The 23,983-nt window shown below is 68.1% G+C and carries 24 protein-coding genes; 8 read left to right on the top strand and 16 right to left on the bottom strand.

Going from position 1 to position 23,983, the window contains the following annotated elements:
• From DKG74_RS03695 to DKG74_RS03685, 3 genes are all read right to left on the bottom strand, one after another.
• Positions 1–1,098 carry an efflux RND transporter periplasmic adaptor subunit gene (locus DKG74_RS03695; RefSeq protein ID WP_207779229.1) on the bottom strand — a complete coding sequence of 366 codons (1,098 nt, stop codon included), beginning with the start codon at positions 1,096–1,098 and terminating at the stop codon, positions 1–3.
• A 62-nt stretch (positions 1,099–1,160) separates the two neighbouring features.
• On the bottom strand, positions 1,161–1,790 hold the full coding sequence (locus DKG74_RS03690) for an OmpH/Skp family outer membrane protein (RefSeq protein ID WP_109902780.1): 630 nt from the start codon (positions 1,788–1,790) through the stop codon (positions 1,161–1,163).
• A gap of 67 nt (positions 1,791–1,857) precedes the next feature.
• Positions 1,858–2,466 carry a class I SAM-dependent methyltransferase gene (locus DKG74_RS03685; protein ID WP_109902778.1) on the bottom strand — a complete coding sequence of 203 codons (609 nt, stop codon included), beginning with the start codon at positions 2,464–2,466 and terminating at the stop codon, positions 1,858–1,860.
• 284 nt (positions 2,467–2,750) lie between these two features.
• Between DKG74_RS03685 and rpsU the strand changes: the two genes are divergently transcribed.
• The 8 genes from rpsU (at position 2,751) to DKG74_RS03645 (ending at position 9,174) form a co-directional block, all read left to right on the top strand.
• Positions 2,751–2,957 (top strand): 30S ribosomal protein S21, encoded by a 207-nt coding sequence (rpsU, locus tag DKG74_RS03680; RefSeq protein WP_109902776.1) that lies wholly within the window; start codon positions 2,751–2,753, stop codon positions 2,955–2,957.
• A gap of 54 nt (positions 2,958–3,011) precedes the next feature.
• The gene (panB, locus tag DKG74_RS03675) at positions 3,012–3,866 is read left to right on the top strand and encodes a 3-methyl-2-oxobutanoate hydroxymethyltransferase (RefSeq protein WP_109902774.1); all 855 of its coding nucleotides are present in this window, start codon (positions 3,012–3,014) and stop codon (positions 3,864–3,866) included.
• A gap of 87 nt (positions 3,867–3,953) precedes the next feature.
• A complete protein-coding gene (locus DKG74_RS03670) occupies positions 3,954–4,655 on the top strand; it encodes a tetratricopeptide repeat protein (RefSeq protein ID WP_165837508.1) in 702 nt (233 codons plus the stop codon).
• The gene (locus DKG74_RS03665; protein WP_109902770.1) at positions 4,652–6,001 is read left to right on the top strand and encodes a PQQ-like beta-propeller repeat protein; all 1,350 of its coding nucleotides are present in this window, start codon (positions 4,652–4,654) and stop codon (positions 5,999–6,001) included. Before DKG74_RS03670 ends, DKG74_RS03665 begins: the two co-directional genes overlap by 4 nt.
• Before the next feature lie 76 nt (positions 6,002–6,077).
• Positions 6,078–7,493, top strand: coding sequence for a ribosome biogenesis GTPase Der (der, locus tag DKG74_RS03660; protein ID WP_109902768.1), 1,416 nt, complete (start codon positions 6,078–6,080; stop codon positions 7,491–7,493).
• A 26-nt stretch (positions 7,494–7,519) separates the two neighbouring features.
• Positions 7,520–8,413: a hypothetical protein gene (locus tag DKG74_RS03655; RefSeq protein WP_109902766.1), complete on the top strand. Its 894-nt coding sequence runs from the start codon at positions 7,520–7,522 to the stop codon at positions 8,411–8,413.
• Between the two features lie 93 nt (positions 8,414–8,506).
• A complete protein-coding gene (locus DKG74_RS03650; RefSeq protein WP_109902764.1) occupies positions 8,507–8,800 on the top strand; it encodes a type II toxin-antitoxin system ParD family antitoxin in 294 nt (97 codons plus the stop codon).
• Positions 8,801–8,802: 2 nt separating this feature from the next.
• Positions 8,803–9,174, top strand: a complete 372-nt coding sequence (locus DKG74_RS03645) for a type II toxin-antitoxin system RelE/ParE family toxin (protein WP_109902762.1) — start codon at positions 8,803–8,805, stop codon at positions 9,172–9,174.
• A gap of 9 nt (positions 9,175–9,183) precedes the next feature.
• Here DKG74_RS03645 and cysE read toward each other — a convergent pair whose 3' ends face one another.
• The 13 genes from cysE to DKG74_RS03580 form a co-directional block, all read right to left on the bottom strand.
• Positions 9,184–10,050, bottom strand: a complete 867-nt coding sequence (gene cysE / locus DKG74_RS03640) for a serine O-acetyltransferase (RefSeq protein ID WP_109902760.1) — start codon at positions 10,048–10,050, stop codon at positions 9,184–9,186.
• Between the two features lie 21 nt (positions 10,051–10,071).
• Entirely contained in the window at positions 10,072–10,794 is a 723-nt protein-coding gene (locus DKG74_RS03635; protein ID WP_207779228.1) for an SDR family NAD(P)-dependent oxidoreductase, read from the bottom strand.
• 4 nt (positions 10,795–10,798) lie between these two features.
• On the bottom strand, positions 10,799–12,253 hold the full coding sequence (gene purF, locus DKG74_RS03630; RefSeq protein WP_109902758.1) for an amidophosphoribosyltransferase: 1,455 nt from the start codon (positions 12,251–12,253) through the stop codon (positions 10,799–10,801).
• Between the two features lie 12 nt (positions 12,254–12,265).
• On the bottom strand, positions 12,266–13,000 hold the full coding sequence (locus DKG74_RS03625; RefSeq protein ID WP_109902756.1) for a CvpA family protein: 735 nt from the start codon (positions 12,998–13,000) through the stop codon (positions 12,266–12,268).
• 2 nt (positions 13,001–13,002) lie between these two features.
• A complete protein-coding gene (radA, locus tag DKG74_RS03620) occupies positions 13,003–14,409 on the bottom strand; it encodes a DNA repair protein RadA (protein WP_109902754.1) in 1,407 nt (468 codons plus the stop codon).
• Positions 14,409–15,182: an ABC transporter ATP-binding protein gene (locus tag DKG74_RS03615; RefSeq protein ID WP_109902752.1), complete on the bottom strand. Its 774-nt coding sequence runs from the start codon at positions 15,180–15,182 to the stop codon at positions 14,409–14,411. Before DKG74_RS03615 ends, radA begins: the two co-directional genes overlap by 1 nt.
• A complete protein-coding gene (locus tag DKG74_RS03610; protein WP_109902750.1) occupies positions 15,179–15,955 on the bottom strand; it encodes an MlaE family ABC transporter permease in 777 nt (258 codons plus the stop codon). The genes DKG74_RS03615 and DKG74_RS03610 overlap by 4 nt, the downstream gene beginning before the upstream one ends.
• Positions 15,952–17,100, bottom strand: a complete 1,149-nt coding sequence (gene alr / locus DKG74_RS03605) for an alanine racemase (protein ID WP_109902748.1) — start codon at positions 17,098–17,100, stop codon at positions 15,952–15,954. The genes DKG74_RS03610 and alr overlap by 4 nt, the downstream gene beginning before the upstream one ends.
• The gene (locus DKG74_RS03600) at positions 17,084–18,601 is read right to left on the bottom strand and encodes a replicative DNA helicase (RefSeq protein WP_109902746.1); all 1,518 of its coding nucleotides are present in this window, start codon (positions 18,599–18,601) and stop codon (positions 17,084–17,086) included. The genes alr and DKG74_RS03600 overlap by 17 nt, the downstream gene beginning before the upstream one ends.
• A gap of 109 nt (positions 18,602–18,710) precedes the next feature.
• Positions 18,711–19,937, bottom strand: a complete 1,227-nt coding sequence (locus tag DKG74_RS03595; protein WP_109903739.1) for an SAM-dependent methyltransferase — start codon at positions 19,935–19,937, stop codon at positions 18,711–18,713.
• Between the two features lie 243 nt (positions 19,938–20,180).
• Positions 20,181–20,747 (bottom strand): sarcosine oxidase subunit gamma, encoded by a 567-nt coding sequence (locus DKG74_RS03590; RefSeq protein WP_207779227.1) that lies wholly within the window; start codon positions 20,745–20,747, stop codon positions 20,181–20,183.
• Positions 20,740–23,691, bottom strand: coding sequence for a sarcosine oxidase subunit alpha family protein (locus DKG74_RS03585; RefSeq protein ID WP_109902744.1), 2,952 nt, complete (start codon positions 23,689–23,691; stop codon positions 20,740–20,742). The genes DKG74_RS03590 and DKG74_RS03585 overlap by 8 nt, the downstream gene beginning before the upstream one ends.
• A complete protein-coding gene (locus DKG74_RS03580; protein WP_109902742.1) occupies positions 23,688–23,975 on the bottom strand; it encodes a sarcosine oxidase subunit delta in 288 nt (95 codons plus the stop codon). The genes DKG74_RS03585 and DKG74_RS03580 overlap by 4 nt, the downstream gene beginning before the upstream one ends.
• Positions 23,976–23,983: the final 8 nt, after the last annotated feature.

Genomic DNA, 23,983 nt, shown 5'->3' with positions numbered 1-23,983 from the left:
TCAGCCGCCGGTGCGCTGGGCGGGGGTTCCGTCCGGCGCGACGACCTCGATCTTCACGCCGTCGCGCAGGCGCTGCTGGCCGGCGACGACGACCGTATCGCCCGGCGAAAGACCGGCCACGACCTCGACGCTGCCGGTCAGGCGGCGGCCCAGGCTTACCTCGGTTTCGACCGCGGCGCCGTCGATCACCTTGTAGACATAGGTCTTGCCGTGGCGGGCGATCAGCGCCTGTTCGGGCACGGTGACGCTCTCACCCGCCCGGGCGGTGTCGAGCCGCACCCGGGCGAACAGGCCGGGACGCAGGCGGCCGTCCGCATTGGGCACCAGGGCACGCAGTCGGATCGCCCGGCCCGCTTCGTCGATGGCGGGGTCGATGGCATAGACGGTGCCGGCGAAACGCTCGCCCGGCAGGGCATCGACCGCGACATCCACGGCCTGGCCGACGGCGAGCCGGGCCAGCATCGTCTCCGGCACGGCGAAATCGAGCTTCAGCGGGTCGATCGACTCGAGATTGACCAGGGTCTGTCCCGGCTGCACCACGTCGCCGATGCTGACCGCGCGCAGGCCCAGGATGCCGCCAAAGGGAGCGAGGATGCGGGTCTTGGCGAATTGCGCCTCGGCCAGCTGCAGCGCGGCCTTGGTGGTGGCGAGGCGGGCGACGGCTTCATCGCGCGCGCGGGCGGTGCCGGCGCGCTGCGCGAACAATGTACGCGCCCGCTCGGCTTCCGCCTCGGCGAGGGCGAGGTCGGCGCGGGCGACCGCGACCTGGGCGGCATAGGTCGAGGCATCGAGTTCGACGAGAGGCGTGCCGGCGGCGACCGGGCGCCCTTCCTCGAACAGGATGCGGCTGACGCGGCCGGCGATCTCCGGGCGCAGGATCACGGTCTCGCCCGAACGCAGGCTGCCCACGGCTTCGATGCTGTCGGCGAGAGCGGTCACGGTGACGGGGGCGACTTCGACCGGCAGGGCGCGAGTCTGGGCGAGGCCGGGTGCGGACCATAACGCCACGATCAGCGCGAGGGCGGCCTGAAACGGACCCGGGGTGAAGTTCGGTCGCATCATCTGCTCCAGAACGCGGCACACGACAGCGGGCAGCATGACCTGTTCGGGCCCCAAAGGAAACGGGGCCGGTCTGTTCGACCGGCCCCGGGGGATAGGCTTTACTTATTGGGCCGCGGCGGCGGCGGCAGGGCGCCACCGCCCGAGGCGGCCGGTGTCGCCGGCGCATTGAAGTTGACCGTGATCGTCGGCAGCTTGGCGTCGAGGCGGGACATCACGGTTTCGGTGATGTCGAGATTGTTGGACGAGACCAGCACGCGCGCGGTGTCGAGCACGACGGTCGCGCCGACTTCCTTGGCGACTTCGGCGACGATCTGGTTGAACACCGGCTCCAGCTTCTTCATCGCGTCGTCCTGCGCGAAGGACATCTGCTGGCGGCGACGCTCGACCTGCTGGCGCAGACCGTCGACCTTGGCCTGGAATTCCTTCTGCTTCGCCGCGAAGGCATCGGCGGCCATGCTGGCGCGCTGCTTCTTCAGCGCGTCCTCGTCGGCGCGCAGCTTGTCGGTCTGCGCCTTGATCTCGGCTTCATAAGCCTTTTCCTGACGCTCGAGCTGGGTGCGGACGCTCTTCGCCGCGGCGCTGTCGCGCATGATGCGGGGCACGTCGACGAAGGCGATGGTCGCGGGCTCGGCCTCCTCGGCATAGGCCGGGACCTGCGGCACGACGGCGATGCCCGCGGTCAGGGCGAGCCCGGCGCCAAGGGCCAGGCCTTTCACGAAACTGCGCATATTCTTCTCCAGACCTCTGACGCCCCCTGGTTGAAGGGGGCGCAATACCTCAATAGCAGGGCCGGCGTCAACGAGTGCCGACCCTTTCGTAGCACCAGACCCGCGCGGGCGGGATATTCATCAGGACATGACCGCAGCGCCGCGCCGTCAGCCCCAGCTCCGCCAAGAGATTGGGCCGCAGGGGGGAGGCGGGGCCATAGGTAAACTGCACGAAACGGCCACCATCCCCCATCAGTTCGAAGGCCGCGCCGACGATGCGGCGCTGAACCGAGGGCGGCATGCCCAGCAGCGGCAGGCCCGAGACGACGCAGGCCGCCTTGTCGACCCCTTGCGCGGCCATCAGGGAGACCAGTTCGCAGGCATCGCCTTCGACGACCTGCAGGCGGGGGAAGCGGTGGCGCAGGGTCTGCGCCAGATCGCGGTCGAATTCGACGGTGAAGAGCCGGTCGTAATCCATCCGGGCGAGCAGGGCAGTCGTGATCGCCCCGGTGCCGCCCCCCAGTTCCACCACGGGGCCCGGGCGCGCCAGATCGGCCTGCGCGGCCATTTCGCGGGCGAGAAAGCGGCTGGACGGCGCGACGGCGCCGATCTTGAAGGGCGAGCGCAGCCACTTCAGCAGCATGGAGGGGGTACGGAAGAGATGCGCCGTACCGAAAGTATCCTGCGTTTCGCCCAAGATTTTCGTCCGCTCCGCGGTGGCCCGAATACCGGCCCCATGGCGCGGCACACTAGCATGACGAATGTGGAAAGATAGTGGCAGCGTCGCAGGTTTCCTGCCCGTTTCCGCCCCCGAAACAGCGGGTTTTCATCCGTTGCGTGGCTCTTCCCAAGGCGCCGGGTGCGTGATATACAGCCCTCCTCACGGTGGCAGGCTTCCCGCCACCGAACGGGTTTTTCTTTTCGATCGCGCCCCGCTTGAAGGTTCGTCGGCGGACCAAGGGGCTTGAAGAGGTTAGTCGAATGCAGGTTTTGGTGCGGGACAACAATATCGATCAGGCGCTGCGGGCTCTCAAGAAGCGTATGCAGCGCGAGGGTATCTTCCGCGAGATGCGCCTGCGCGGCCACTACGAGAAGCCCTCCGAGAAGCGTGCCCGCGAAAAGGCCGAAGCTGTCCGCCGCGCCCGCAAGCTGGCCCGCAAGCGCGCCCAGCGCGACGGCGTGGCATGATCGGCCTGTTGGCCGTCATCAGCTGATTTTCAGGTCGATCGAGGTTCGCGCGTCATGTCGGCCCAGTCGACCGTCATCAAGACCAATACGGTTCCCCGGCTCCGCGCCCGCAAGGGTGGGGAGCCGATCGTGTGCCTGACCGCCTATACCGCGCCCATGGCCCAGCTGCTCGATCCGCACGCGGATCTGCTGCTGGTCGGCGATTCGCTGGGCATGGTCGTATACGGCCTGCCGAGCACGGTTCCCGTCACCATGGACATGATGATCGCCCATGGTGCCGCCGTCGTGCGCGGCGCCAGCAAGGCGCTGGTCGTGATCGACATGCCGTTCGGCACCTATGAGGAAAGCCCGGCGCAGGCCTATCGCAACGCCGTGCGCATCCTGCAGGAAACGGGTGCCTCGGCGGTGAAGCTCGAAGGCGGCGTCGTCATGGCGGAAACCATCCGCTTCCTGACCGCCCGTGGTGTTCCGGTGATGGGACACATTGGCCTGCTGCCGCAGTCGGTCAATACCAGTGGCGGCTATGCCGCCCTCGGCACCAAGGATACCGCGGGCTGGGACGCGATCATCGCCGATGCCCAGGCCGTCGCCGCGGCCGGCGCCTTCTCGATCGTCGTCGAGGCGGTGAGCGAGCCGCTGGCCGTCCGCGTCACCGAGAGCATTGACGTGCCCACCATCGGCATTGGCGCCTCCGCCGCTTGCGACGGCCAGGTTCTGGTGATCGACGACATGCTGGGCATGTCCAACCGCACGCCGAAATTCGTGAAACGCTACGCCGAACTCGGCGTCGCCATCGGCGAGGCCGCGGCCGCCTATGCGGCCGAGGTGCGCAGCCGCCAGTTTCCGAGTGAAGCCTATACCTACCGCCTCAAGGGCGACAACCGGGGCCCCGGCGGCACCGGGACTTAAGAAGCGGCCCGGCGCGTTTGCCAAGCCATCGGGCTTTGGCTATCGTTCCTCGCCTTTTGGGCCAGCGCTGCCTTCCGTGGGGTACAAGTGTCCGACATCTTTCAGGAAATCGACGAAGACCTGCGGCGGGAACGCCTTCTCGGGTTCTGGCGGCGTCATGGTACGGCGGTGGTCGCGCTCTCTCTCGGGGTGCTGGTCGGTATCGGCGGCTACATGGGCTGGCGCGACTACAAGTCGGCGCAGCTCGACGCCAATGCCGAGGCACTGGCCGCGGCCGCGCAGCTGGTGACCGATAACAAGCAGGCCGAAGCCGCCAAGGCTTTCGCCGATCTCGCCAATGAGGCCGGCGGCAATTACGGCGATCTCGCCCGCATGAACGCCGCCGCCGCGACCCTCGCCGGGGGCGATGTCGCCGGTGCCGTCGCCGCCTATGACGCGGTCGCCGGCTCCAGCGGCGATGTCTCCATCGCCGCCCTTGCCCGCGTGCTCGCCGTTCAGGCGCTGATGGACACGGCGCCGGCCGCCGATCTCGACGCCCGACTCGACGCGGTCGGGGCCGCAGCCGGATTCGCACCGGCGGTGAAGGAGCTGCGCGCCTATGTCCGCCTGAAAGCCGGCGCGACCGACGAGGCCCGCCGTCTTCTTGCCGAAGTCGTCGACGACAATGCCGCGCCGTCGCGCCTGAAGGCGCGCGCGCAGGAAGTTCTCGATGCGCTGGGGGGCCGGTTGCCGGCTGCTCCGGCCCAGCCGTCCGTACAACCGCCCGAGAGCGAGGGGCAACGCCCATGATCGCAAGCCGTCGTCACCGTTCCTCTCTCGCGCCGCTGGCCGCGGTCATGCTGGCGGGTCTGCTGGGCGCCTGCTCCAGCCTGAACCCCTTCGATTCGGGGCCGACGCAGCAGGTCGAGGGCGAGCGGATCGCCGTGCTGCCCAGCCAGTCGGCCACGGTCAGCGTCGATGCCTCCATCGCCGATGTCCCGGTGCAACTGCCGCCGCCCTATGCCAATCCGGAATGGCCGCAGCCCGGCGGCTATCCCGCCCACGCCATGTATCATCTCGAAGTCGGTCCCGATCTGAAGGTCGCCTGGACCGCCAATGCGGGTTCGGGCGATACCGCCGATACCCGTCTGGTGGCGCAGCCGGTGGTCAGCGGCGATTCGATCTTCGTGCTCGACACTTCGGCCCATGTGAATGCGCTGGACCTCAACGGTCAGCGCCGCTGGTCCGCCAATCTGCAGCCCGAGGACGAGGATTCGCCGACCGGCTTCTTCGGCGGTGTCTCCTATGACCAGGGCCGCGTCTATGCCTCCACCGGCTATGGCGATGTCTATGCCCTCAACGCTTCCGACGGCAGCGTCGTCTGGAAGCGGTCCATCGGCATTCCCTTCCGCTCCGGCCCGACGGTGAACGGCGGCCGCGTCTTCGCCGTCACCCAGGACAACCAGCTCTTCGCGCTGTCGACCGACAATGGCGAAGTGCTGTGGAACCATGTCGGCATCTCGGAAAGCGCGGGCTTCCTCGGCGCGGCTTCCGCCGCCGTCGCGGGCGAAGCTGTCGTGGTGCCCTTCTCCTCGGGCGAGATTTTCGCCCTTCGGGTCGAGAACGGCCGCGTCGTCTGGTCGGACAACCTGATCCGCACCGGCGCGACCACGCCGATCGCCGCCCTGAACGATATCCGCGGCCAGGTCGTGATCGACCGCGGCGACGTCTTCGCGACCAGCCACAGCGGCTCGACCGTCGGCATCGAGCTGCGCACCGGCAGCCGCCTGTGGGACCGCGCCATCGGCTCCTCGGGCACGCCCTGGGCCGGCGGCGATTACATCTACATCCTGTCGGACGAGAACGAGCTGATCTGCCTGACCCGCAACGAGGGCCGGGTGCGCTGGGTCACCCCGCTGCCCCGCTTCGAGGACGAGAAGGATGCCACCGGCGCCATCGTCTGGACCGGGCCGGTGCTGGCGGGCGACCGTCTGCTGCTCGCCTCGAACAGCGGCGTGATGACCGCGGTCTCGCCCTATTCGGGCGAGGTGCTGGGCGCCATCGAGCTGCCGGGCCGCACCGTGATCACGCCCGTCGTCGCCAATGGCACGGTCTATGTCCTGACCACCAGCGGGACGCTGGTCGCGCTGCGCTGATCTCATATTCAAGCATGGGGCGGCACGCGGCCAAGGGGGCGCGTGCCGCTTTGCATTTCACCGGAAGGGGACCCCTATGGTCTCGGAACATGCCAAGCTCAGGGTCGCCATCGTCGGCCGGCCCAATGTCGGCAAATCGACCCTGTTCAACCGCCTCGTCGGCAAGAAGCTCGCGCTCGTCGACGATACGCCGGGGGTGACGCGCGACCGCCGCGAGGGTGACGGGCGGCTGGGCGATCTCAACTTCTCGGTCTTCGATACCGCCGGTTTCGAGGATGTGATCGACAATTCGATGGAAGGCCGGATGCGGCGCCAGACCGAACGGGCCATCGCCGATTCCGACGTCGTCCTGTTCCTGTTCGACGCCCGCGCCGGGGTGACGCCGCTCGACCTCGCCTTTTCCCGCCTGCTGCGCAAGAGCGAGACGCCCATCGTCCTCTGCGCCAACAAGGCCGAAGGCAAGGAGGGCCAGATCGGCGCCGCCGGGGCCTGGGAACTCGGCCTCGGCGAATGCGTCAACCTCTCGGCCGAACATGGCGACGGCATGCTCGACCTCTACGAGACCATCGTCGACCGCCTGAAGGCCCGGGGCATCAACCCCTGGCCGGACGAGGCGGGGGACGAGGACGGCGAGGCGGCGGAGCCGTTCGACCCGGATGTCGAGGTGGTCGAAGACCCGCAGAAGCCGCTGCGCGTCGCCGTCGTCGGCCGGCCCAACGTCGGCAAGTCCAGCCTGATCAACCGCCTGCTGGGCGAGGATCGCATGATCACCGGGCCGGAGGCGGGGCTGACGCGCGACAGTATCTCGGTGCCCTGGGCATGGCAGGGTCGGCCGATCAAGCTGTTCGACACCGCGGGCCTGCGCAAGAAGGCGCGGGTCGAAAGCAAGCTCGAGAAACTCTCGGCCGGCGACACGATCCGGGCGGTGAAATTCGCCGAGGTGGTGATCCTGCTGATCGACGCGGTGCAGGGCATCGACCGCCAGGACCTCATCATCGCCGATCGCGCGCTCTATGAAGGGCGGGCACTGATCGTCGCCTTCAACAAGTGGGACGCGGTCGCCGATCACAACAAGACCCTGGTCGACCTCAAGGAAAAGCTCGAAATCCACCTGCCGCAGGTGAAGGGCGTGCCCGTGGTCACCGTCTCGGCCCGCACCGGCCGGGGTCTCGACAAGTTGATGCCGGCGGCCCTGACGGCCTATACCAAATGGAACCGGCGCGTGCCCACGGCCAAGCTGAACCGCTGGCTCTCCGAGGCGACGGAGCGTCACCCGGCCCCGGCCGTCGGCGGCCGCCGCCTGCGTCCGCGCTACATGACCCAGGTGAAGGCCCGGCCGCCGACCTTCGCCCTGTTCATGAACCGGCCGGGCGAACTGCCCGAATCCTATAACCGCTATCTGATGAACGGCCTGCGCGAAGTCTTCGACATGGAAGGCGTGCCCGTGCGCCTGATCCTGCGCAAGAACGAGAATCCTTACGACGACGATTGAGCCTTTTGCAGCTAGGATGGTGGGGCGTGGACAAGTCGCTTTGGCTTTATCTACACGCGGCGGATTGGCCGCCGCTGGTGCCGGCGGCCTTCGCGGTCGGTCTTGGCGGGCTGTTCAGTCTTTGGCTTGGTCAGCGCCCCTGGCGCCTTGGTCGCAGTGCTTTCGTCCTTGTCCTGCTGCCGATCTTCGGCGGCCTGATCGCTGCGAATGCCCTGTTCTGGCTCGTGCCGGATGCCTATCTCGGCGGCTGGCTCACGCCGCTCATGGCGGGCTGGGCCATCGGTCTCGTCATCCTCGGTCTCGCGCTCGGGCTGGCGGCCCGCGCGCGTTCGCGCGAAGCCTTCGGTCGCACCTGGCCGGCCTTTGCCGCTTTCGTCCCGCTGGCCGGCATCGCTCTCGTCCTTTTACCGGGGCCGGGGGAGCGGACGTCGCGCTGGCCCCAATGGCTCCTTACGGCGATCGGTATTCTGGGCGGTGTCGGCTATGCCGGGCTGGCCGTGCTCTGGTTCTATTCCGGCTTCATGGCCAGACAGGATTTCATCGCGCGCAATCAGACGGAGCAGGCGCTGCAACTCGCCAATGTCTCGCTCCAGATCGACGAACGCGGCCTTCACGCCGTCACCGATGAAATCGCCCGCAGCTTCCGGGGTCCGGTGCCCGTCGATCCCTATACCGAACTGGTCGAGGTCACCGCCGAAGGTCGCACCGTGCGCTACGACTATGCCTACGAACTGCCGCAGGGGGCTTTCCTCAATCCCGATGCCATGACGGTGCAGATGCACCATGCGACCTGCCTGGATCCGCTGCTTCGCCTGTTCATGGAAAAAGGCGCGACGATCGAGCGGCGCTTCCACGCCAAGCGCGATTTCCATTCGGTGACGATCGTGACCACCCTCGAGGATTGCTCCTCCAATCTCTGATCGGCAGGCCTGGCCGATGGGAGCGCCGCGCTATTGGCATGATATGCCATAGAGGATAACCTAGGTTCTCGATCCGCAGCGGGAGGTGTCTCCGTGCCCACGCGCAACGTCGTCCTGACCGACCATCACGAAGCCGTGATCGAGCGGCTGGTGAAATCCGGGCGCTATCAGAATGCCAGCGAAGTCCTGAGGGAAGGCCTGCGCCTGGTCGAACAGATCGAAGCCCTCGACGCGGCGAAGCTCGAAGCCTTGCGGGCTGCCGCGCAGGCTGGCTTCCGCGATCTCGATGAGGGGCGTCTCGCCGCCGTTTCGGGCGACGCGCTGGATGACGTCATCGGGGCCCTCGGACGGGAAGCGGAAGCGCGGGTGCGGAAATCAGTGCCCTGACGATGGCGGGCGGCATTCTTCTCTCGGCGGCGGCCCGGGAGGACATCGTCGACGCGCTCGTCTGGACGCAGGAGCGTTTCGGCGAGAATGGCCGGCGGCGCTATGAAGTCCTGATCGCCACGGCCCTGCGCGATCTCGCCGCCGATCCCTTCCGTGGCGGCAGTATCGACCGCGCTGAACTCGGCGAATGTGTTCGCAGCTACCATCTGCGTCACAGCCGGGACCGTGCACGGCAGGCGCATGGCCCGGTCCGTCGCCCCCGGCATTTCCTGCTCTATCGCGTTACACCCGCGGGCGCCGTCGGCGTCGGCCGCCTGTTGCACGATGCGATGGAACTGGAGCGCCATCTGCCCGCGTCCTACGGCGATGAATAGGGCGCCCGATCAGCCGTGACCTTCGGGCAGTTCGTGATCCATGGACAGGGCGGGGGCGCCTTCCTTGCACCAGCCAACGATGCGCGCGGGCACGCCAGCGACGGTGGCGCAGGGCGGCACGTCGTGCAGGACGACGCTGCCGGCGCCGACCTTGGCATTGCGGCCGATCTCGATATTGCCGAGCACGATGGCGCCCGCCGACAGCAGCACGCCGTCGCGCACCTTGGGGTGGCGGTCGCCGGATTCCTTGCCGGTGCCGCCGAGCGTGACCTTCTGCAGGATCGAGACATCGTTGCCGATCGAGGCGGTCTCGCCGACGACGAGGCCGGTGCCATGATCGAGCATGACACCGCGACCGATGGGCGCCGCCGGATGAATGTCGATGGCGAAGACTTCCGCGCCCCGGCTCTGGAAGAACAGGGCGGCGTCGTGACGGCCGACGGTCCACAGGTGATGGGCGATGCGATGCATCTGCAGGGCCTGGAACCCCTTGAAGAACAGGAACGGATGGGCCGCGCCCTTGACCGCCGGATCGCGCGCGAGGATGGCGGCGAGGTCGGCCCGGGCGGCCGCCGCGATCTCGGGATCGAAGGTGACGGCTTCGGCGACGAGGTCGGCCACCGTGTCGCGCGGGGTCATCTCGCAGGCGGCCTTGTCGGCCAGCATGGCGCCGAGGGCAGCGGCGAAATCGGGCTTGCTCAGGATCCAGTGACGGGCGAGGGCGGCCAGCAGCGGCTCGGTCGCGGCGATATGCGCGGCGTGATCGGTCAGCGCCTGCCAGACGTCGGTCGGGGCCGCCGGACCGCGCGGCCCTTCCTCGCCCCTGGGCGGCGAGGCAAGGGCGAGAGTGAAGGGCTTCAACTGCTCGAGGGGCATGACCTGCCTCCGGATCGGTGATCAGGCCCGACTATAGCGCACAATCTGGCCGTGGCGCGTTTCTTCCTTGCGGGCCAGTTCGACGAACAGGGGCGCGACATCGGCGGGCTTCGGCAGGGTCGCCCTGTCCTCGCCGGGGAAGGCCTTGGCGCGCATTCCAGTGTCGATCGGCCCGGGCGAAAGCAGGTTGACGCGCAGATTGGTGGTTTCCGTCTCCGCCGCATAGGCGGTGACCATGGCGTTCAGCGCGGCCTTCGAGGTGGCGTAGCCGCCCCAATAGGCTTCGCCCTTGGTGGCGGCGCCCGAGGTCACGAAGATCGCGCGGCCGGCATCGCTGGCCCGCAGCAGCACGTCGAGCGAACGGATCAGGCGCCAGTTGGCGGTCACGTTGATGGTCATCAGCGCGTCCCAGTCCTTCGGCTTGATATGGCCGAGGGGGGCGAGCATCCCGAGGACGCCGGCATTGGAGACGAGAATGTCGAGCTTGCCCCAGCGCTCGGCGATGGCGCCGCCCAGCCGGTCGATGCCCGGCCCGTCAGCAAGGTCGAGGGGCACGAGGGTCGAGGGCTTGCCCCCCGCGAGCTGGATCGCGTCGTCCAGCTCCTCGAGCGCACCCGTCGTCCGGGACAGCAGGATGAGGTCGGCGCCGGCTGCGGCATAGGCCTTGGCCACGGCCCAGCCGATGCCGCGCGACGCGCCGGTGATCAGGGCGATCCGCCCTGCCAGGGGTTTTTCGATGCTCAAGGGATCAGCCCGCGGCTTTCACGCGATGGGGCCGCGACTGGTCCTCGTCGCCGCCCCAATGGTCGGTCAGGGAAATCGGATAGTCGCCGGTGAAGCAGGCGTCGCAGAACTGCGGCTGGGCCGGGTTGCGCCCGGCTGCGCCCATGGCGCGGTAGAGCCCGTCCATCGAGATGAAGGCGAGACTGTCGGCCTGGATGAACCTGCGCATCCCCTCGACATCGTGGGTCGCGGCGAGCAACTGGCTGCGCTCCGGCGTGTCGACGCCGTAGAAGCAGGAATGGGTGGTCGGCGGGCTGGCGATGCGCATGTGCACCTCGCGCGCGCCGGCATCGCGCACCATCTGCACGATCTTCAGCGAAGTGGTGCCGCGAACGATGGAATCGTCGACCAGCACCACGCGCTTGCCCTCGATCTGCGGGCGGTTGGCATTATGCTTCAGCTTGACGCCGAGATTGCGGATCTGCTGCGTCGGCTCGATGAAGGTGCGGCCGACGTAGTGATTGCGGATGATGCCCAGCTCGAAGGGAATGCCGGTTTCGGCCGCGAAGCCGATGGCCGCCGGCACGCCGGAATCGGGCACGGGGATGACGACATCGGCGTCGATCCCGCTCTCCCGTGCCAGTTCGGCGCCGATATGCTTGCGCACGTCATAGACCGAACGGCCCTCGACCACCGAATCGGGACGGGCGAAATAGATATGCTCGAAGATGCAGAAGCGAGGCTTCGGCGCATCGAACGGCTTCAGGCTGGTGATGCCCTCGTCGGAGACGATGACGATCTCGCCCGGCTCGACGTCGCGGATGAAGTCGGCGCCGATGATGTCGAGGGCGCAGGTCTCGGAAGCGAAGACGATGGTGTCATCCGCCAGCTTGCCCATGACGAGGGGGCGGACGCCGAGCGGATCGCGCATTCCCATCATCATGCTGTCGGTCAGGGCGACCAGGCTGTAGGCGCCTTCGATCTGCCTGAGGGCGTCGATCAGGCGGTCGACGACGTTGTTCTTCTGCGAGGTGGCGACGAGGTGGAGGATCACCTCGGTGTCGGAGGTCGACTGGAAGATGCAGCCCGTCTTGACCAGCCGGCGGCGCAGCGCCATGGCGTTGGTCAGATTGCCGTTGTGGGCGATGGCGAAACCGCCGAACGAGAGGTCGGCGAAAAGCGGCTGGACATTGCGCAGGATGGTCGCGCCGAAAGTGGCGTAGCGGACATGGCCGATGGCGGCATAGCCGGCCAGATCGGCCATCACCTTGTCGGATTCGAAGGCTTCGGCGACATGGCCCATGGCCCGATGGGCCTGGAAACGCGCCCCGTCGAAGGAGACGATTCCCGCCGCTTCCTGGCCCCGGTGTTGCAGGGCATGAAGGCCGAGCGCGACGTGGCGGGCGGCATCGGCATGGCGGGAAATGCCGAAGATGCCGCATTCCTCGCGCAGGTGATCGTCATCGAAAGGGGTCGTCAACGACCTTCCTCCTCAGTTCGCTTTGGTGGTGCCCACGCTGTCGATCAGGCGATTGAAATCGCTGACCTGCTGGGTCGAATAGCTGGTTTCACCGTTGCCGGGCAGGGCGCCCTGCGGCCCCGGGGGCGGTGCCGGCGTCGGCGCCGGGCCGCCCGGTGCATTGGGCGAGAGCACGGGGGCGATGGTCTCGAAGGTGCGGGCGCCGTCCAGCACGACGCCGCCCTCGTCGCGCAGGCGGGACAGGACCTGATCGGAGCGCAGCTCGGGTGGCAGGATGTCGAAGACGATCTCGGCCCCGGCGCGGATGATCGGCAGGGTCTTGGCGTCGCGCATCCAGGCCGGGTCTTCCGGCTCCTTCACCAGGTTGGTGACGACGAGATAGAAGATCGAGACGACGGCGAGGCCGCGCAGGATGCCGAAGGCGAAGCCGAGCGTGCGGTCGAGCGGGCCGACCGCACTCTGCTGCACGCGGCTGGCGACGAGATGGGTGAGGATCGAGAACACCAGCAGGGCGACGATGAAGGGCGCGCCGACGGCGATCGCCTGCGCCAGCACCTCGTGACCCGTCGCCTGCAGGGCGTAGGGCTTCACATTGTCCTGCAGATAGAGCGCGACCAGCGCCGCGCCGACCCAGGCCGCGATCGACAGCACTTCCCGGGTGAAGCCCCGGAAGAAGGCGAAAAGCGCGGACATGACGACGAGAGCGATAACCACCCCGTCGACCAGATTGAAGGGCAGATCGGACATGATCAGCGATTCCTCGGAGGGTGGCCACCAGCGGCCCCCACCCCTTCTCCTACAAGGCGGTGGACCATGTCCGCAAGCCGGGAGATATCCGTTATGCCGGCGGACGTTGCACGTTTTGCCCCACCCGCAGGGACAAGCGCCTGATCGAAGCCCAATTTGGCGGCTTCCTTCAGTCTTGCCTCGGTCTGGGTTACCGGCCTGACTTCACCCGTCAGGCCGATTTCGCCGAAGACTACCATGTTTCGCGGCAACGCAACATCGACCATTGCGGAGACGAGGGCTGCGGCAACCGCAAGGTCGGCGCCCGGCTCGACGATACGCAGGCCACCGGCGACGTTCAGATAGACATCGCGCGGGCCGAAGGCAATGCCACAGCGCGCCTCGAGCACGGCCATGACCATGGCGAGGCGGCCCGAATCCCAGCCGATCACGGCGCGCCGGGGCGTGCCCAGCGCCGACGGCGCGACCAGCGCCTGAATCTCGACCAGCAGGGGCCTCGAGCCCTCGATCCCGGCGAAGACGACGGTGCCCGAGACATCCTCCTGCCGCTCGCCGAGGAAGACGGCGGACGGATTGGCGACCTGGGCGAGGCCGCCGCCGGTCATCTCGAACACACCGATCTCGTCGGTCGGGCCGAAGCGGTTCTTGACCGCGCGCAGGATGCGGAACTGGTGGCTGCGCTCGCCTTCGAAATAGAGCACGGTGTCGACCATGTGCTCGACCACCCGGGGACCGGCGATCTGCCCGTCCTTGGTGACATGGCCGACCAGGATGACGGTCACGCCCTTCTTCTTGGCGTAGCGCACGAGTTCGCCCGCGACGGCCCGGACCTGCGAGACGGTGCCGGGCGCCGACTCGATATTCTCGGCGAACATGGTCTGGATCGAATCGATGATGACGACATCGGGCCGGCCGAGTCCGTCGAGCGCGGCGAAAATCTCGCCGAGGCCGGTTTCCGCCAGGAGCCGCACCGGCGCATCGCCAAGGCCGAGGCGCCCGGCGCGCAGGCGCACCTGACCGACCGCCTCCTCGCCCGAGATATAGGCGCAGAGCCGGCCCGCCCGGGCGAGGGCGGCCGCGACCTGCAGCAGGATGGTGGATTTGCCGATGCCGGGATCGCCGCCGACGAGCAGGGCAGAGCCGGGCACGAGGCCGCCGCCGGCCACCCGGTCGAATTCCTCGATCCCCGAGGGCAGGCGAGGCGGCGGGGCCTCGCCGCCACGCAGGTCGGCGAATTCGGGGCCGCGGCCCTTCTTGCGCGCCTTGGGATCGAGGCCGCCGGGCAGGGCCTGCGCGCCCGCTTCCTCGACCATGGAATTCCACGCCCCGCAGGCTTCGCAGCGGCCCGACCATTTGCGCGCCGCCGTGCCGCAGGATTGGCAGACCCAGTTCTCGCCCGGGCGCGCCATCAGGGCTTCAGCACGTCCATGGTGATCGGGCCGTCGGCCCGGCCATGGATGAACTGGTCGACGTAAGCATTGCCCGAATTGTCGATCTGGTCCTTGTGGCCGCACCAGATGATGTGGCCCTTGTAGATCATGGCCAACCGGTCGGCGATCTTGCGCGCCGAGGCCATGTCGTGGGTGATGGTCAGGGTGCTGGCCCCGAGGTCCTTCACGCATTCGACGATCAGGTCGTTGATGACATCGGCCATGATCGGGTCGAGGCCGGTGGTCGGCTCGTCGAAGAAGATGATCTCGGGTTCGGTCGCGATGGCGCGGGCCAGGGCCACGCGCTTCTGCATCCCGCCCGAAAGCTCGGACGGGGAAAGTTCGCCGACATCCGCCTTCAGGCCGACCCGGCCCAGCTTCTCGATGGCGATGTCCTTCGCGGCCTTGCGCTTCATGCCCCGGCCCTGGATGAGGCCGAAGGCGACGTTTTCCCACACCCGCAGGCTGTCGAAGAGGGCGGAGCCCTGGAACAACATGCCGAATTTCGACAGATACTCTTCCTTGGCCGAGCCGCGCAGGCCGACGACATTCTCGCCGTCGACCAGGATCTGGCCCCTGTCGGGATGGATGAGGCCGAGCACGCATTTCAGCATGACCGACTTGCCGGTGCCCGAGCCGCCGATGACGACCACGGATTCGCCGCGGCCGACCTCGAGGTCGATGCCGTCGAGCACCTTCTTGTGGCCGAAATGCTTGGCCACGCCCTCGAGTTTCAGTTTCGCCGTCGTCATGAGGTGAAGAACAGTTCGGTGATCAGGTAATTGGCGGCGAGGATCAGCACCGAGGCGGAAACGACCGCGTTGGTGGTGGCGGCCCCGACGCCCTGGGCCCCGCCCTTGCTGTAATAGCCATGGTAGCAGCCCATGAGGGCCAGCAGGAAGCCGAAGACCGCGGCCTTGACGAGACCCGAGATCACGTCCATCGGCTCCAGATAGTCGACGGTCGACTTCAGATAGCTGCCGTAATTGAAGCCGAGCTTGGCCGTGCCGACCAGATAGCCGCCCATGACGCCGATGATGTCGGCGACGAAGACCAGAAGCGGCATGGTCAGGGTGGCGGCGATCAGGCGCGGCGCCATCAGATATTTGAACGGATTGGTCGACAGCGTGGTCAGGGCGTCGATCTGCTCGGTCACCCGCATGGTGCCGAGCTCGGCCGCCATGGCCGCCGAGACGCGCCCCGCGACCATCAGGCCCGAGAGGACCGGGCCGAGTTCGCGGGTGATGCCGATGACGACGATGGTCGCGACCGCGCTTTCCGCGTTGAAGCGGGACGAGCCGATATAGATCTGCAGCGCCAGCACCATGCCGGTGAAGACCGCGGTCAGGCCGACGACCGGCAGCGAGAAATAGCCGATGGCGATCATCTGCCGGCCGATCAGGCCGAAATAGATCGGCGGCCGCACGATATGCTGCAGGCAATTGCCGGCGAAGACCGTCAGCCGCCCGGCGAGACCGAACAGCGAAAGCGTCGCGCGGCCGACCAGCGCCAGCGGATTGTTCATGCCGCCCCGCCGGTATAGACGCGGGCGAAACGCCGGCCGAGACGGGTCAGCAGCTCGTAGGACACGGTGTCCATGGTGGCGGCGACGCGGTCGATGGTCAGGGAATCGCCGACCAGGGTGATATCCATGCCCGGGCGGCAGCGCTCCGGCGCCACGTCGGTCACGTCGATCGTCATCAAATCCATCGAAATCCGTCCCAGAACCGGCACTTCCCGGCCGTCGATCAGCGCCAGGCCCCGGTTCCCCGCGGCGCGCAGGTAACCGTCGGCATAGCCGACGGCGACCGTCGCGACCCGTGTCGGCCGGACCACCTTGTGCGTCGCACCGTAGCCAACGGTGTCCGGCGGGTCAATCTCGCGCACCTGCAGGATGCCGGCCTCCAGCCGCACCACCGGGCGCACCGGGGCGAGACGGCCGTTGACGGGATTGCCGCCATAGAGCGCGATGCCCGGCCGCACCAGGTCGAAGGCATAGTCGGCGCCCCAGAAGATGCCGGCGGAATTGGCGAGGGCGCGGCGGAACGGCCGGCCGGTGGTCGGCAGGCGGTCGCAGATATCGAGGAAGCGCAGGCGCTGCGCCGCCGTCATCGGGTTCGCCGGATCGTCGGCGCAGGCGAGATGGCTGATGACGAGATCGAGGCTGACGCCGTCCAGCAGCTCGGGCGCGGCACAGAGGCGCTCGACCTCCGGCGCCGACAGACCGAGCCGGCTCATGCCGGTATCGACATGGAGCGCGGCCGGCAGCGCCCGCTGGATGGCCATGCCCGCCCGCGACCAGGCGGCGATATCGCCGAGGCTGTTGAGAACGGGGGTAAGCCCATGGGCGGTGAATTCTTCCGCCGTGCCCTTCGGAATGCCGTGCAGCACGAAAATCGCGGCATCGGCGGGCAGATGCGGGCGCAGCGCGATCCCCTCGCCGAGATGGGCGACGAAGAAATGGCGGCACCCGGCGGCATGGAGCGCGGGGGCGACGCGGGCGGCGCCGAGGCCATAGGCATCGCCCTTCACCGCCGCCCCGGCGACGGCGGGGGCGGCGAGGCCGGCGAGCATCCGCCAGTTGGCGGCGATGGCGGAAATATCGACGGTCAGGCGGGTGGTGGCACCGACGGGGCCTTCGGCAGCGGCAGGCTCAATATTCTTCAGCATCGGGCAGATAATCCTCACGCGCCAGATTCTGGAACAGGGTGAGGGACGGGTCGAAGCGCAGTTTCACGATGCCGATGGAGCCGTGGCGCTGCTTGCCGATGATCACCTCGGCCAGATTATGCACCTGTTCCATCTCGTCCTGCCATGCAGCGTGCTCGGGGGTGCCCTCCCGAGGCTCGCGCCGCATCAGGTAATATTCCTCGCGGAACACGAACATGACGACGTCGGCGTCCTGTTCGATCGTGCCCGATTCGCGCAGGTCCGACAGCTGGGGCCGCTTGTCCTCGCGGTTCTCGACCTGGCGCGAGAGCTGGGAGAGGGCGATCACCGGCACGTCCAGTTCCTTGGCCAGCATCTTGAGGCCGCGGGTGATTTCCGACAATTCGCCCACGCGGTTGTCGGTGCGCGACTTGCCCGACGGATTGACCAGCTGCAGATAGTCGACGATGACGAGGCCGAGGCCATATTGCCGCTTCAACCGGCGGCAGCGCGTGCGCAGGGCCGAGATGGTGATGCCCGGCGTATCGTCGATATAGAGCGGCAGGCTCTGCACTTCCTGCGCCGCCTGGACGAGGTGATGGAACTCGTCGGTGTTCATCTGGCCGCGGCGGATTTTCTCCGAGACGATGCGCGACTGCTCCGAGAGCATACGCATGGCCAGCTGCTCGGACGACATTTCGAGCGAGAAGAAGGCAACGACCGCGCCTTCCGAGGTGACGACGTTGCGGCCCGAGGCATCCTTCTCGAAGCGGGCGGCGCGGGCGGCGTTGAAGGCGATATTGGTCGCGAGGGCGGTCTTGCCCATGGACGGGCGCCCGGCGAGGATGAGAAGGTCCGAGCGGTGCAGCCCGCCCAGCTTCTGGTCGAGATCGACGAGGCCGGTGGTGACGCCGGTCAGCCGGCCGTCCGACTTGAAGGCGCGTTCCGCCGCCTCGATCGCCGCGGTCAGGCCATGGGCAAAGGGCATCAGCCCGCCTTCGCGGCTGCCCGCCTCGGCGAGGTTGAACAGCTTGCCCTCGGCCGCCTGGATCTGTTCCTCGGCGTTGGTGTCGATATCCGCCTCATAGGCGGTATTGACGATTTCCTCGCCGACCTGGATCAACTCCCGCTTCAGGGCGAGGTCGTAGATCGCCCTGCCGTAGTCGGCGACATTGATGATGGTGACGGCATTGGCGGCGAGGCGGGCGAGATAGGAGGGCCCGCCGACCTCGGCCATGGCCGCGTCCTGCTCGAAGAAGGGGCGCAGGGTCACCGGATTGGCGATCTGCTGGCGCTCGATCAGCTTCAGCGCGTGCTCGTAGACGCGCTGGTGCAGCGGCTCGTAGAAATGCTGGGCCAGCAGGAATTCGGTGACCCTCGTGATCGCCTCATTGTTGACGAGAACCGCCCCCAGCAGGGCCTGTTCGGCCTCGATGTTGTGGGGCGGCGTGCGGTAATGAGGCTCCGCGCCGGTATCGTTCATCGCGATGACCGGGGCGGGAAAGGGGCGGGCGGTATCCATCGCCGCAGTCTAGCCGCTTGCGCCGCCGAAGCGAGGGCCGAACCGCCGGCTTTCCCAACCATCCCCAGGAATCTTGTCCACAGCCTGTGAACGTCGGGGATGAACACGCTTATTGGGCCGCGTGGCGCGCGTGCTCCGTCGTGTCCTGCACATAGAGGTAGTCGCGGGTGATCGGCAGGCTGGCGACATCGTGGCCCAGCTGGACCTGAAACACCACCTGGCCGCCGACCCGGAACGAGGCTTCGCAGGAGGCGAGGTAAAGATCCCACATGCGGCAGAAGCGGGCATCGTAGAGCGCCTCGGCCTTGTCCCGGTTGGCGAGGAAGCGGCGGCGCCATTCCTTCAGCGTCTCGGCATAATGCAGGCGCAGGATTTCCACGTCGGCGGCGACGAGACCGCAACGCTCGACCGAGGCCATCATCTCGGACAGGGCCGGGGTATAGCCGCCGGGGAAGATATATTTGGCGATGAAGCTGTTGGTCGGCCCCGGTGGCCCGGCCCTTCCGATGGTATGCACCATGGCGGCGCCATCGGGTGCCAGCAACTCGCGGATCTTGCCGAAATAGGCATCGTAGTAGCCGACGCCGACATGCTCGAACATGCCGACCGAGACGATGCGGTCGAAGCGGCCGGTGACGGCGCGGTAGTCGATCAGCTCGAATTTCACCCGGTCGGCGAGGCCGGCCCGGGCCGCGCGCTGACGCGCGAGGGCGAGCTGTTCGGTCGAGAGCGTGATGCCGGTGACATCGACGCCGTGATCCCGCGCGAGGGTGAGGGCGAGGCCGCCCCAGCCCGAGCCGATGTCGAGCACGCGCATCCCCGGCTCCAGCCGCAGCTTGCGGGCGATATGCGCCTTCTTGGCGGCCTGCGCCGCCTCGAGGCTCATGTCCGGCCGTGCGAAATAAGCGCAGGAATATTGTCGGTCGGCATCAAGGAAGAGATCGTAGAGCGCGCCGGAGAGATCGTAGTGATGGGCGACGTTGCGGCGTGACGCCCGCGCCCGGTTCAGCTGCTCGATGGGGCGCAGCAGATGGCGCAGCGCCGATTTCAGCCGCGACAGGCCGGCGAGGCCGACCTTCTCGAAATTATGCACAACGACCATGCAGACGTCGTAAATGTCGCCGTCCTCGATGGTGACGCGCCCGTCCATATAGGCTTCGGCGATGCCGAGGCTGGGGTCGAGCGCCGCCGCGATCAGCACCGAGCGGTCGTGGATGCGGAGGGTCGGACAGGGACCGTCGCCCTTTTCGCCATAGGTCTGGCGGCGACCGTTCGGATAGATGACGCCGAGACGGCCATGGCGGATGACTTGCGAGAGCAGACTGTCGAGCAACATCACATGAACCCCCATGGGAAAGCGGTTCAGGACATGGATCGACGCCGAGGCACTGGCGACAAAGGCCTGCGCCCCCGCGGGCAATGGCGGACGGGAGCGCGGCAGTTGACACAGTGTCCCAAACGCCGGGATTAAGCGGTCAACACTCTTGAATGACTTTAAAGTGAAGCCTGCGCGCCGCGCAATAGGCGATCTTGCGCAGATCCCCCGGGATTCTGGCCCCCTCCGCCCCCGGCCCGGCCCCTACGGCAGGGCGGCGGCGACCGTCGTCAGCGCATGATGCAGCGACAGGGCGGAGGAGCGGGCGGTCCACAGGCGGAAGGCGTGCCCCGCCTGTTCGCAGATCAGGAAACAGCCCATGTGCTCGATCGTCGTGCGCAGCACGTCGCCCGGGGTCATCGCCCGGGTGTCGGCGGCGCACAGCCGCTCCAGAAGGGCGATGGTCGCATCCCCTTCGATGTCGAAGGCGCACCAGCCGTCGCTCTGTTCGGTGATCGAGGCATCGCCGCCCAAGTTCTGCTTGAGGACGGCGGCGAGGTCTTCATGGGTATCGTAGGGGGCCTCGACCAGCCATTGCGCCGGCCCGGTCCAGAAGGCGCGGATCGTGCCGCCCGCCACGCGCGAGACGCCGGGCAGCGCCGTGCCGAGCACGGCGGGCGCCGCCGCCTCGAGCGACGTCAGCCGTTCCCGCCGGGCGGCGAGGGAGGCCAGCGCGATGTCCGGCCGCTCGGCGATGCTCAGCGCGCCGATGCGGTCGAGCCGTGCCTCGGTCTTGCCGAAGACGGTCAGGGGGGCGAGAGCTTCAGCCACGCAGACGCACTCCTTCCGGATCGACGAAACAGGGGGCGACCACCTGGGCCCGAATGTCGGTGCCGGCCAGCGGGTTGACGACGCGGACGATTTCGCCCGTCCGCCGGTCGCCGCGCTTGAGGAAGCCGAGACCGATGGCATGGCCGACATGGGGCGAATGGCACGACGAGGTGACCCAGCCCTGATCGTGGGCGGCGTCGACCGGGCTGCCCTCGGTCATCAGATGGGCGCCGTTGACGATGACATCGGCGGGCGACAGCGGCTTCAGCCCGACGAGGCGGATATCGTCCGGCCCGTTCAATCCTTCGCGCCGGGACAGCACCGTGCCGATGGCGTCCTTGGCGGACGAGACCATCTTGCCGAGGCCGAGGTTGGCCGCCGTGGTCTGGCCATTCAGCTCGTTGCCGGCGGGGTGGCCTTTCTCGATGCGGAGGACGCCCAGCGTCTCGGTGCCATAGGGCGTGACGCCCAGGTCCTCGCCCGCCGCCATCAGGGCGCGGATCAGCCCGTCGCCATAACGCGCCGGTACCGCGATCTCATAGGCGAGTTCGCCCGAGAAGGAGATGCGGAACAGCCGCGCGCGCAGGCCGCCGCACACCGTGACCCCGCCGCAGGCCATATAGGGGAAGGCCTCGTTCGAGAGATCGAAGGCGGGATCGACGATCCTTTCCAGCAGGGCACGGGATTTCGGCCCGGCGACCGAGAATTGCGCCCAGGCGTCGGTCGTCGAGATCAGCTGGACATCCAGCCCCGGCCACAGGCACTGGCGGCAGAATTCCATGTGGCGGAATACGGCGATGGCATTGGCCGTCGTCGTCGTGACCACGAAATGATCCTCGGCCAGGCGGGCGACGGTGCCGTCGTCCTTCACCATGCCGTCTTCCCGCAGCATCAGGCCGTAGCGCACCCGCCCGACGGCGAGTTTCGCCATGCCGTTGCAATACAGCCGGTCGAGGAAGGCCGCAGCGTTCGTGCCCTGCACGTCGATCTTGCCGAGGGTGGTGACGTCGCAGATGCCAACCGCCTGCCGCGTCGCCAGCACCTCGCGGTCGACCGACTGGCGCCAATGCGTTTCGCCCGGGCGGGGGAACCATTGTGCGCGCATCCAGTTGCCGACCTCGACGAAGACCGCGCCCTGTCCTTCCGCCCAGTGATGGCTGGGGGTCAGCCGGCGCGGGCGGAATTCCGCCCCGCGCGAGCGCCCGGCCAGGGCACCGAGGGACACCGGCGTATAGGGCGGGCGATAGATCGTGGTGCCGACCTCGGCGATCGGTTTGCCGGTCAATTCCGCCATCACGGCGATGGCCGGGATATTGGCGGTCTTGCCCTGATCCGTCGCCATGCCCAGGGTCGTGTAACGCTTCAGGTGCTCGATGGCGCGGAAATTTTCCTGATGGGCAAGGGTGACGTCCTTCACCGTGACGTCGTTCTGCTGGTCGAGCCAGGCGCGGCCCTTGCCTTTCACCTGCCACAGCGGCGCGATGCGGACGGGCGCGTCCTCGGCCCGGGGCAGGGCGGGCAGGCTGGCCGCGATGCCGAGATCGGCAAGGGCGGCCCGCGCCCCCGCCGCGCCGCCGCGAAGGGCGCCATGGGTCGAGAAGATGCCGGCGGCGGCCCCGGCGACTGCAAGGCCCGACGGCCCGCCCACGGGCACGAAAGTCGCCAGCGCATCGTCCCAGCGCGGCCGGCCGCGCTGGTGGCAGGTCAATTGCAGATTGGGGTTCCAGCCGCCCGAGACACCGAGGGCGCCGCAGGCGATTTCCTCCGTGCGGCCGCCCGCCGTGCGGACGGTGATGGCCTTGAGGCCGAGGCGGCCCCTGCTGCCGGTGACCACGGCGCTGCGGAACAGCGGCACGCCGGGGGTGTCGGGCGCGTCTTCCCGGCTGTCGATCACGGCGGCGACGCGGATGCCGGCGGCGGCGAGGTCGCGGGCGGTGCGATGGCCGTCGTCATTGTTGGTGAAGACGGCGACATCCCGCGCGGCGGCCACCGCCCAGCGGTTGGCATAGGCGCGCAGCGCGCCCGCCAGCATGATGCCCGGACGGTCGTTGTTCTCGAAGGCGATGGGCCGCTCGGTCGCGCCGGCGCAGAGCAGGCTGCGCTTCGCATAGATACGCCACAGGATCTGGCGCGGTGTGCCCGGCCGGGGCTGGGCCAGATGGTCTGTAACCCGCTCCAGCGCACCGAAGATGCCGTGATCGAAGGCGCCGTAAATCGTGGTCCGCGTCATCAGGCGAACATTGCCGAGGCTGGCGAGTTCGGCCAGGGTCGCCTCGACCCAGGCCCGTGCCGGGGCATCGTCCAGGGTGATGGTCTCGGCATTCAGGCGGCCGCCGGGCAGGAAATCCTCATCCGCAAGGATGACCCGAGCCCCGGCCCGGCCGGCCGTCAGCGCGGCGGCGAGGCCGGCGGGACCGGCGCCGATGACGAGGAGGTCGCAGTGCAGGAAGCCCTTGTCGTAAACATCGGGGTCCGCTTCGCCCGACAGGCGGCCGAGGCCGGCGGCGCGGCGGATCGCCGGCTCGTAAAGCTTTTCCCAGAACGCCTTCGGCCACATGAAGGTCTTGTAGTAGAAGCCGGCGGTGAGGAAGCTGGACAGGCGGTCGTTGACCGACAGCGCGTCGACGGCCAGCGAAGGCCAGCGGTTCTGGCTGGTCGCCACCAGCCCCTCGAACAGCTCGGCCACCGTCGCCCTGGTGTTCGGCTCGCGCCGGGCACCGCTGCGCAATTCGACGAGGGCGTTCGGCTCCTCCGACCCGGCGGACAGGGGGCCGCGCGGGCGGTGGTACTTGAAGCTGCGCCCCATCAGCCGAACGCCGTTGGCGAGCAGGGCGGAGGCGAGCGTATCGCCCGGATGACCGCGGTAAAGCCTGCCGTCGAAGGCGAAGGACAGGGTGGTGGCGCGGTCGATCCGGCCGCCGGCAAGGCGCATCGTCTGACTCATCGGCCACGCCCCCGCGCAAGGGCGACATCGCGCGCGAGTTCGACCCGGACGATTTCATGGGTCGTGATGTTGCGGGTCACCACCAGCCAGGAGCGGTCGCCCTGTTCGTGGAACCACAGTTCCCGGTGCTCGCCCGGCGGATTGTCGCGCAGGTAACCGTAATCGAAGAAGCGTTCCGCGGCATCGGCGGCAAGGCCGTCGGGCCGGTCGATCAGCGCGGCGTCGCCAAGATAGGTGAATTCCTGGGCATCGCGCGGGCCGAGCAGCGGGTGGGGGATCAGCATCGCGGGCC

This window comes from Zavarzinia aquatilis (assembly GCF_003173035.1).
Classification (GTDB): domain Bacteria; phylum Pseudomonadota; class Alphaproteobacteria; order Zavarziniales; family Zavarziniaceae; genus Zavarzinia; species Zavarzinia aquatilis.
The sequence above is the reverse complement of the archived record's forward strand: the minus strand, read 5'-3'. Positions and strand labels throughout refer to the sequence as shown.

Excerpts from the sequence above, each read along its gene's own strand:
- DKG74_RS03580 (WP_109902742.1), bottom strand. The coding sequence starts at position 23,975 with ATGCTGATCCCCCACCCGCTGCTCGGCCCGCGCGATGCCCAGGAATTC.
- DKG74_RS03695 (WP_207779229.1), bottom strand. The coding sequence starts at position 1,098 with ATGCTGCCCGCTGTCGTGTGCCGCGTTCTGGAGCAGATGATGCGACCG.
- rpsU (WP_109902776.1), top strand. The coding sequence starts at position 2,751 with ATGCAGGTTTTGGTGCGGGACAACAATATCGATCAGGCGCTGCGGGCT.
- DKG74_RS03585 (WP_109902744.1), bottom strand. The coding sequence starts at position 23,691 with ATGAGTCAGACGATGCGCCTTGCCGGCGGCCGGATCGACCGCGCCACC.
- der (WP_109902768.1), top strand. The coding sequence starts at position 6,078 with ATGGTCTCGGAACATGCCAAGCTCAGGGTCGCCATCGTCGGCCGGCCC.
- DKG74_RS03645 (WP_109902762.1), top strand. The coding sequence starts at position 8,803 with ATGGCGGGCGGCATTCTTCTCTCGGCGGCGGCCCGGGAGGACATCGTC.
- DKG74_RS03595 (WP_109903739.1), bottom strand. The coding sequence starts at position 19,937 with ATGTTGCTCGACAGTCTGCTCTCGCAAGTCATCCGCCATGGCCGTCTC.
- DKG74_RS03665 (WP_109902770.1), top strand. The coding sequence starts at position 4,652 with ATGATCGCAAGCCGTCGTCACCGTTCCTCTCTCGCGCCGCTGGCCGCG.
- DKG74_RS03600 (WP_109902746.1), bottom strand. The coding sequence starts at position 18,601 with ATGGATACCGCCCGCCCCTTTCCCGCCCCGGTCATCGCGATGAACGAT.
- DKG74_RS03615 (WP_109902752.1), bottom strand. The coding sequence starts at position 15,182 with ATGACGACGGCGAAACTGAAACTCGAGGGCGTGGCCAAGCATTTCGGC.
- DKG74_RS03610 (WP_109902750.1), bottom strand. The coding sequence starts at position 15,955 with ATGAACAATCCGCTGGCGCTGGTCGGCCGCGCGACGCTTTCGCTGTTC.
- panB (WP_109902774.1), top strand. The coding sequence starts at position 3,012 with ATGTCGGCCCAGTCGACCGTCATCAAGACCAATACGGTTCCCCGGCTC.
- DKG74_RS03625 (WP_109902756.1), bottom strand. The coding sequence starts at position 13,000 with ATGTCCGATCTGCCCTTCAATCTGGTCGACGGGGTGGTTATCGCTCTC.
- alr (WP_109902748.1), bottom strand. The coding sequence starts at position 17,100 with ATGCTGAAGAATATTGAGCCTGCCGCTGCCGAAGGCCCCGTCGGTGCC.
- cysE (WP_109902760.1), bottom strand. The coding sequence starts at position 10,050 with ATGCCCCTCGAGCAGTTGAAGCCCTTCACTCTCGCCCTTGCCTCGCCG.
- radA (WP_109902754.1), bottom strand. The coding sequence starts at position 14,409 with ATGGCGCGCCCGGGCGAGAACTGGGTCTGCCAATCCTGCGGCACGGCG.
- DKG74_RS03690 (WP_109902780.1), bottom strand. The coding sequence starts at position 1,790 with ATGCGCAGTTTCGTGAAAGGCCTGGCCCTTGGCGCCGGGCTCGCCCTG.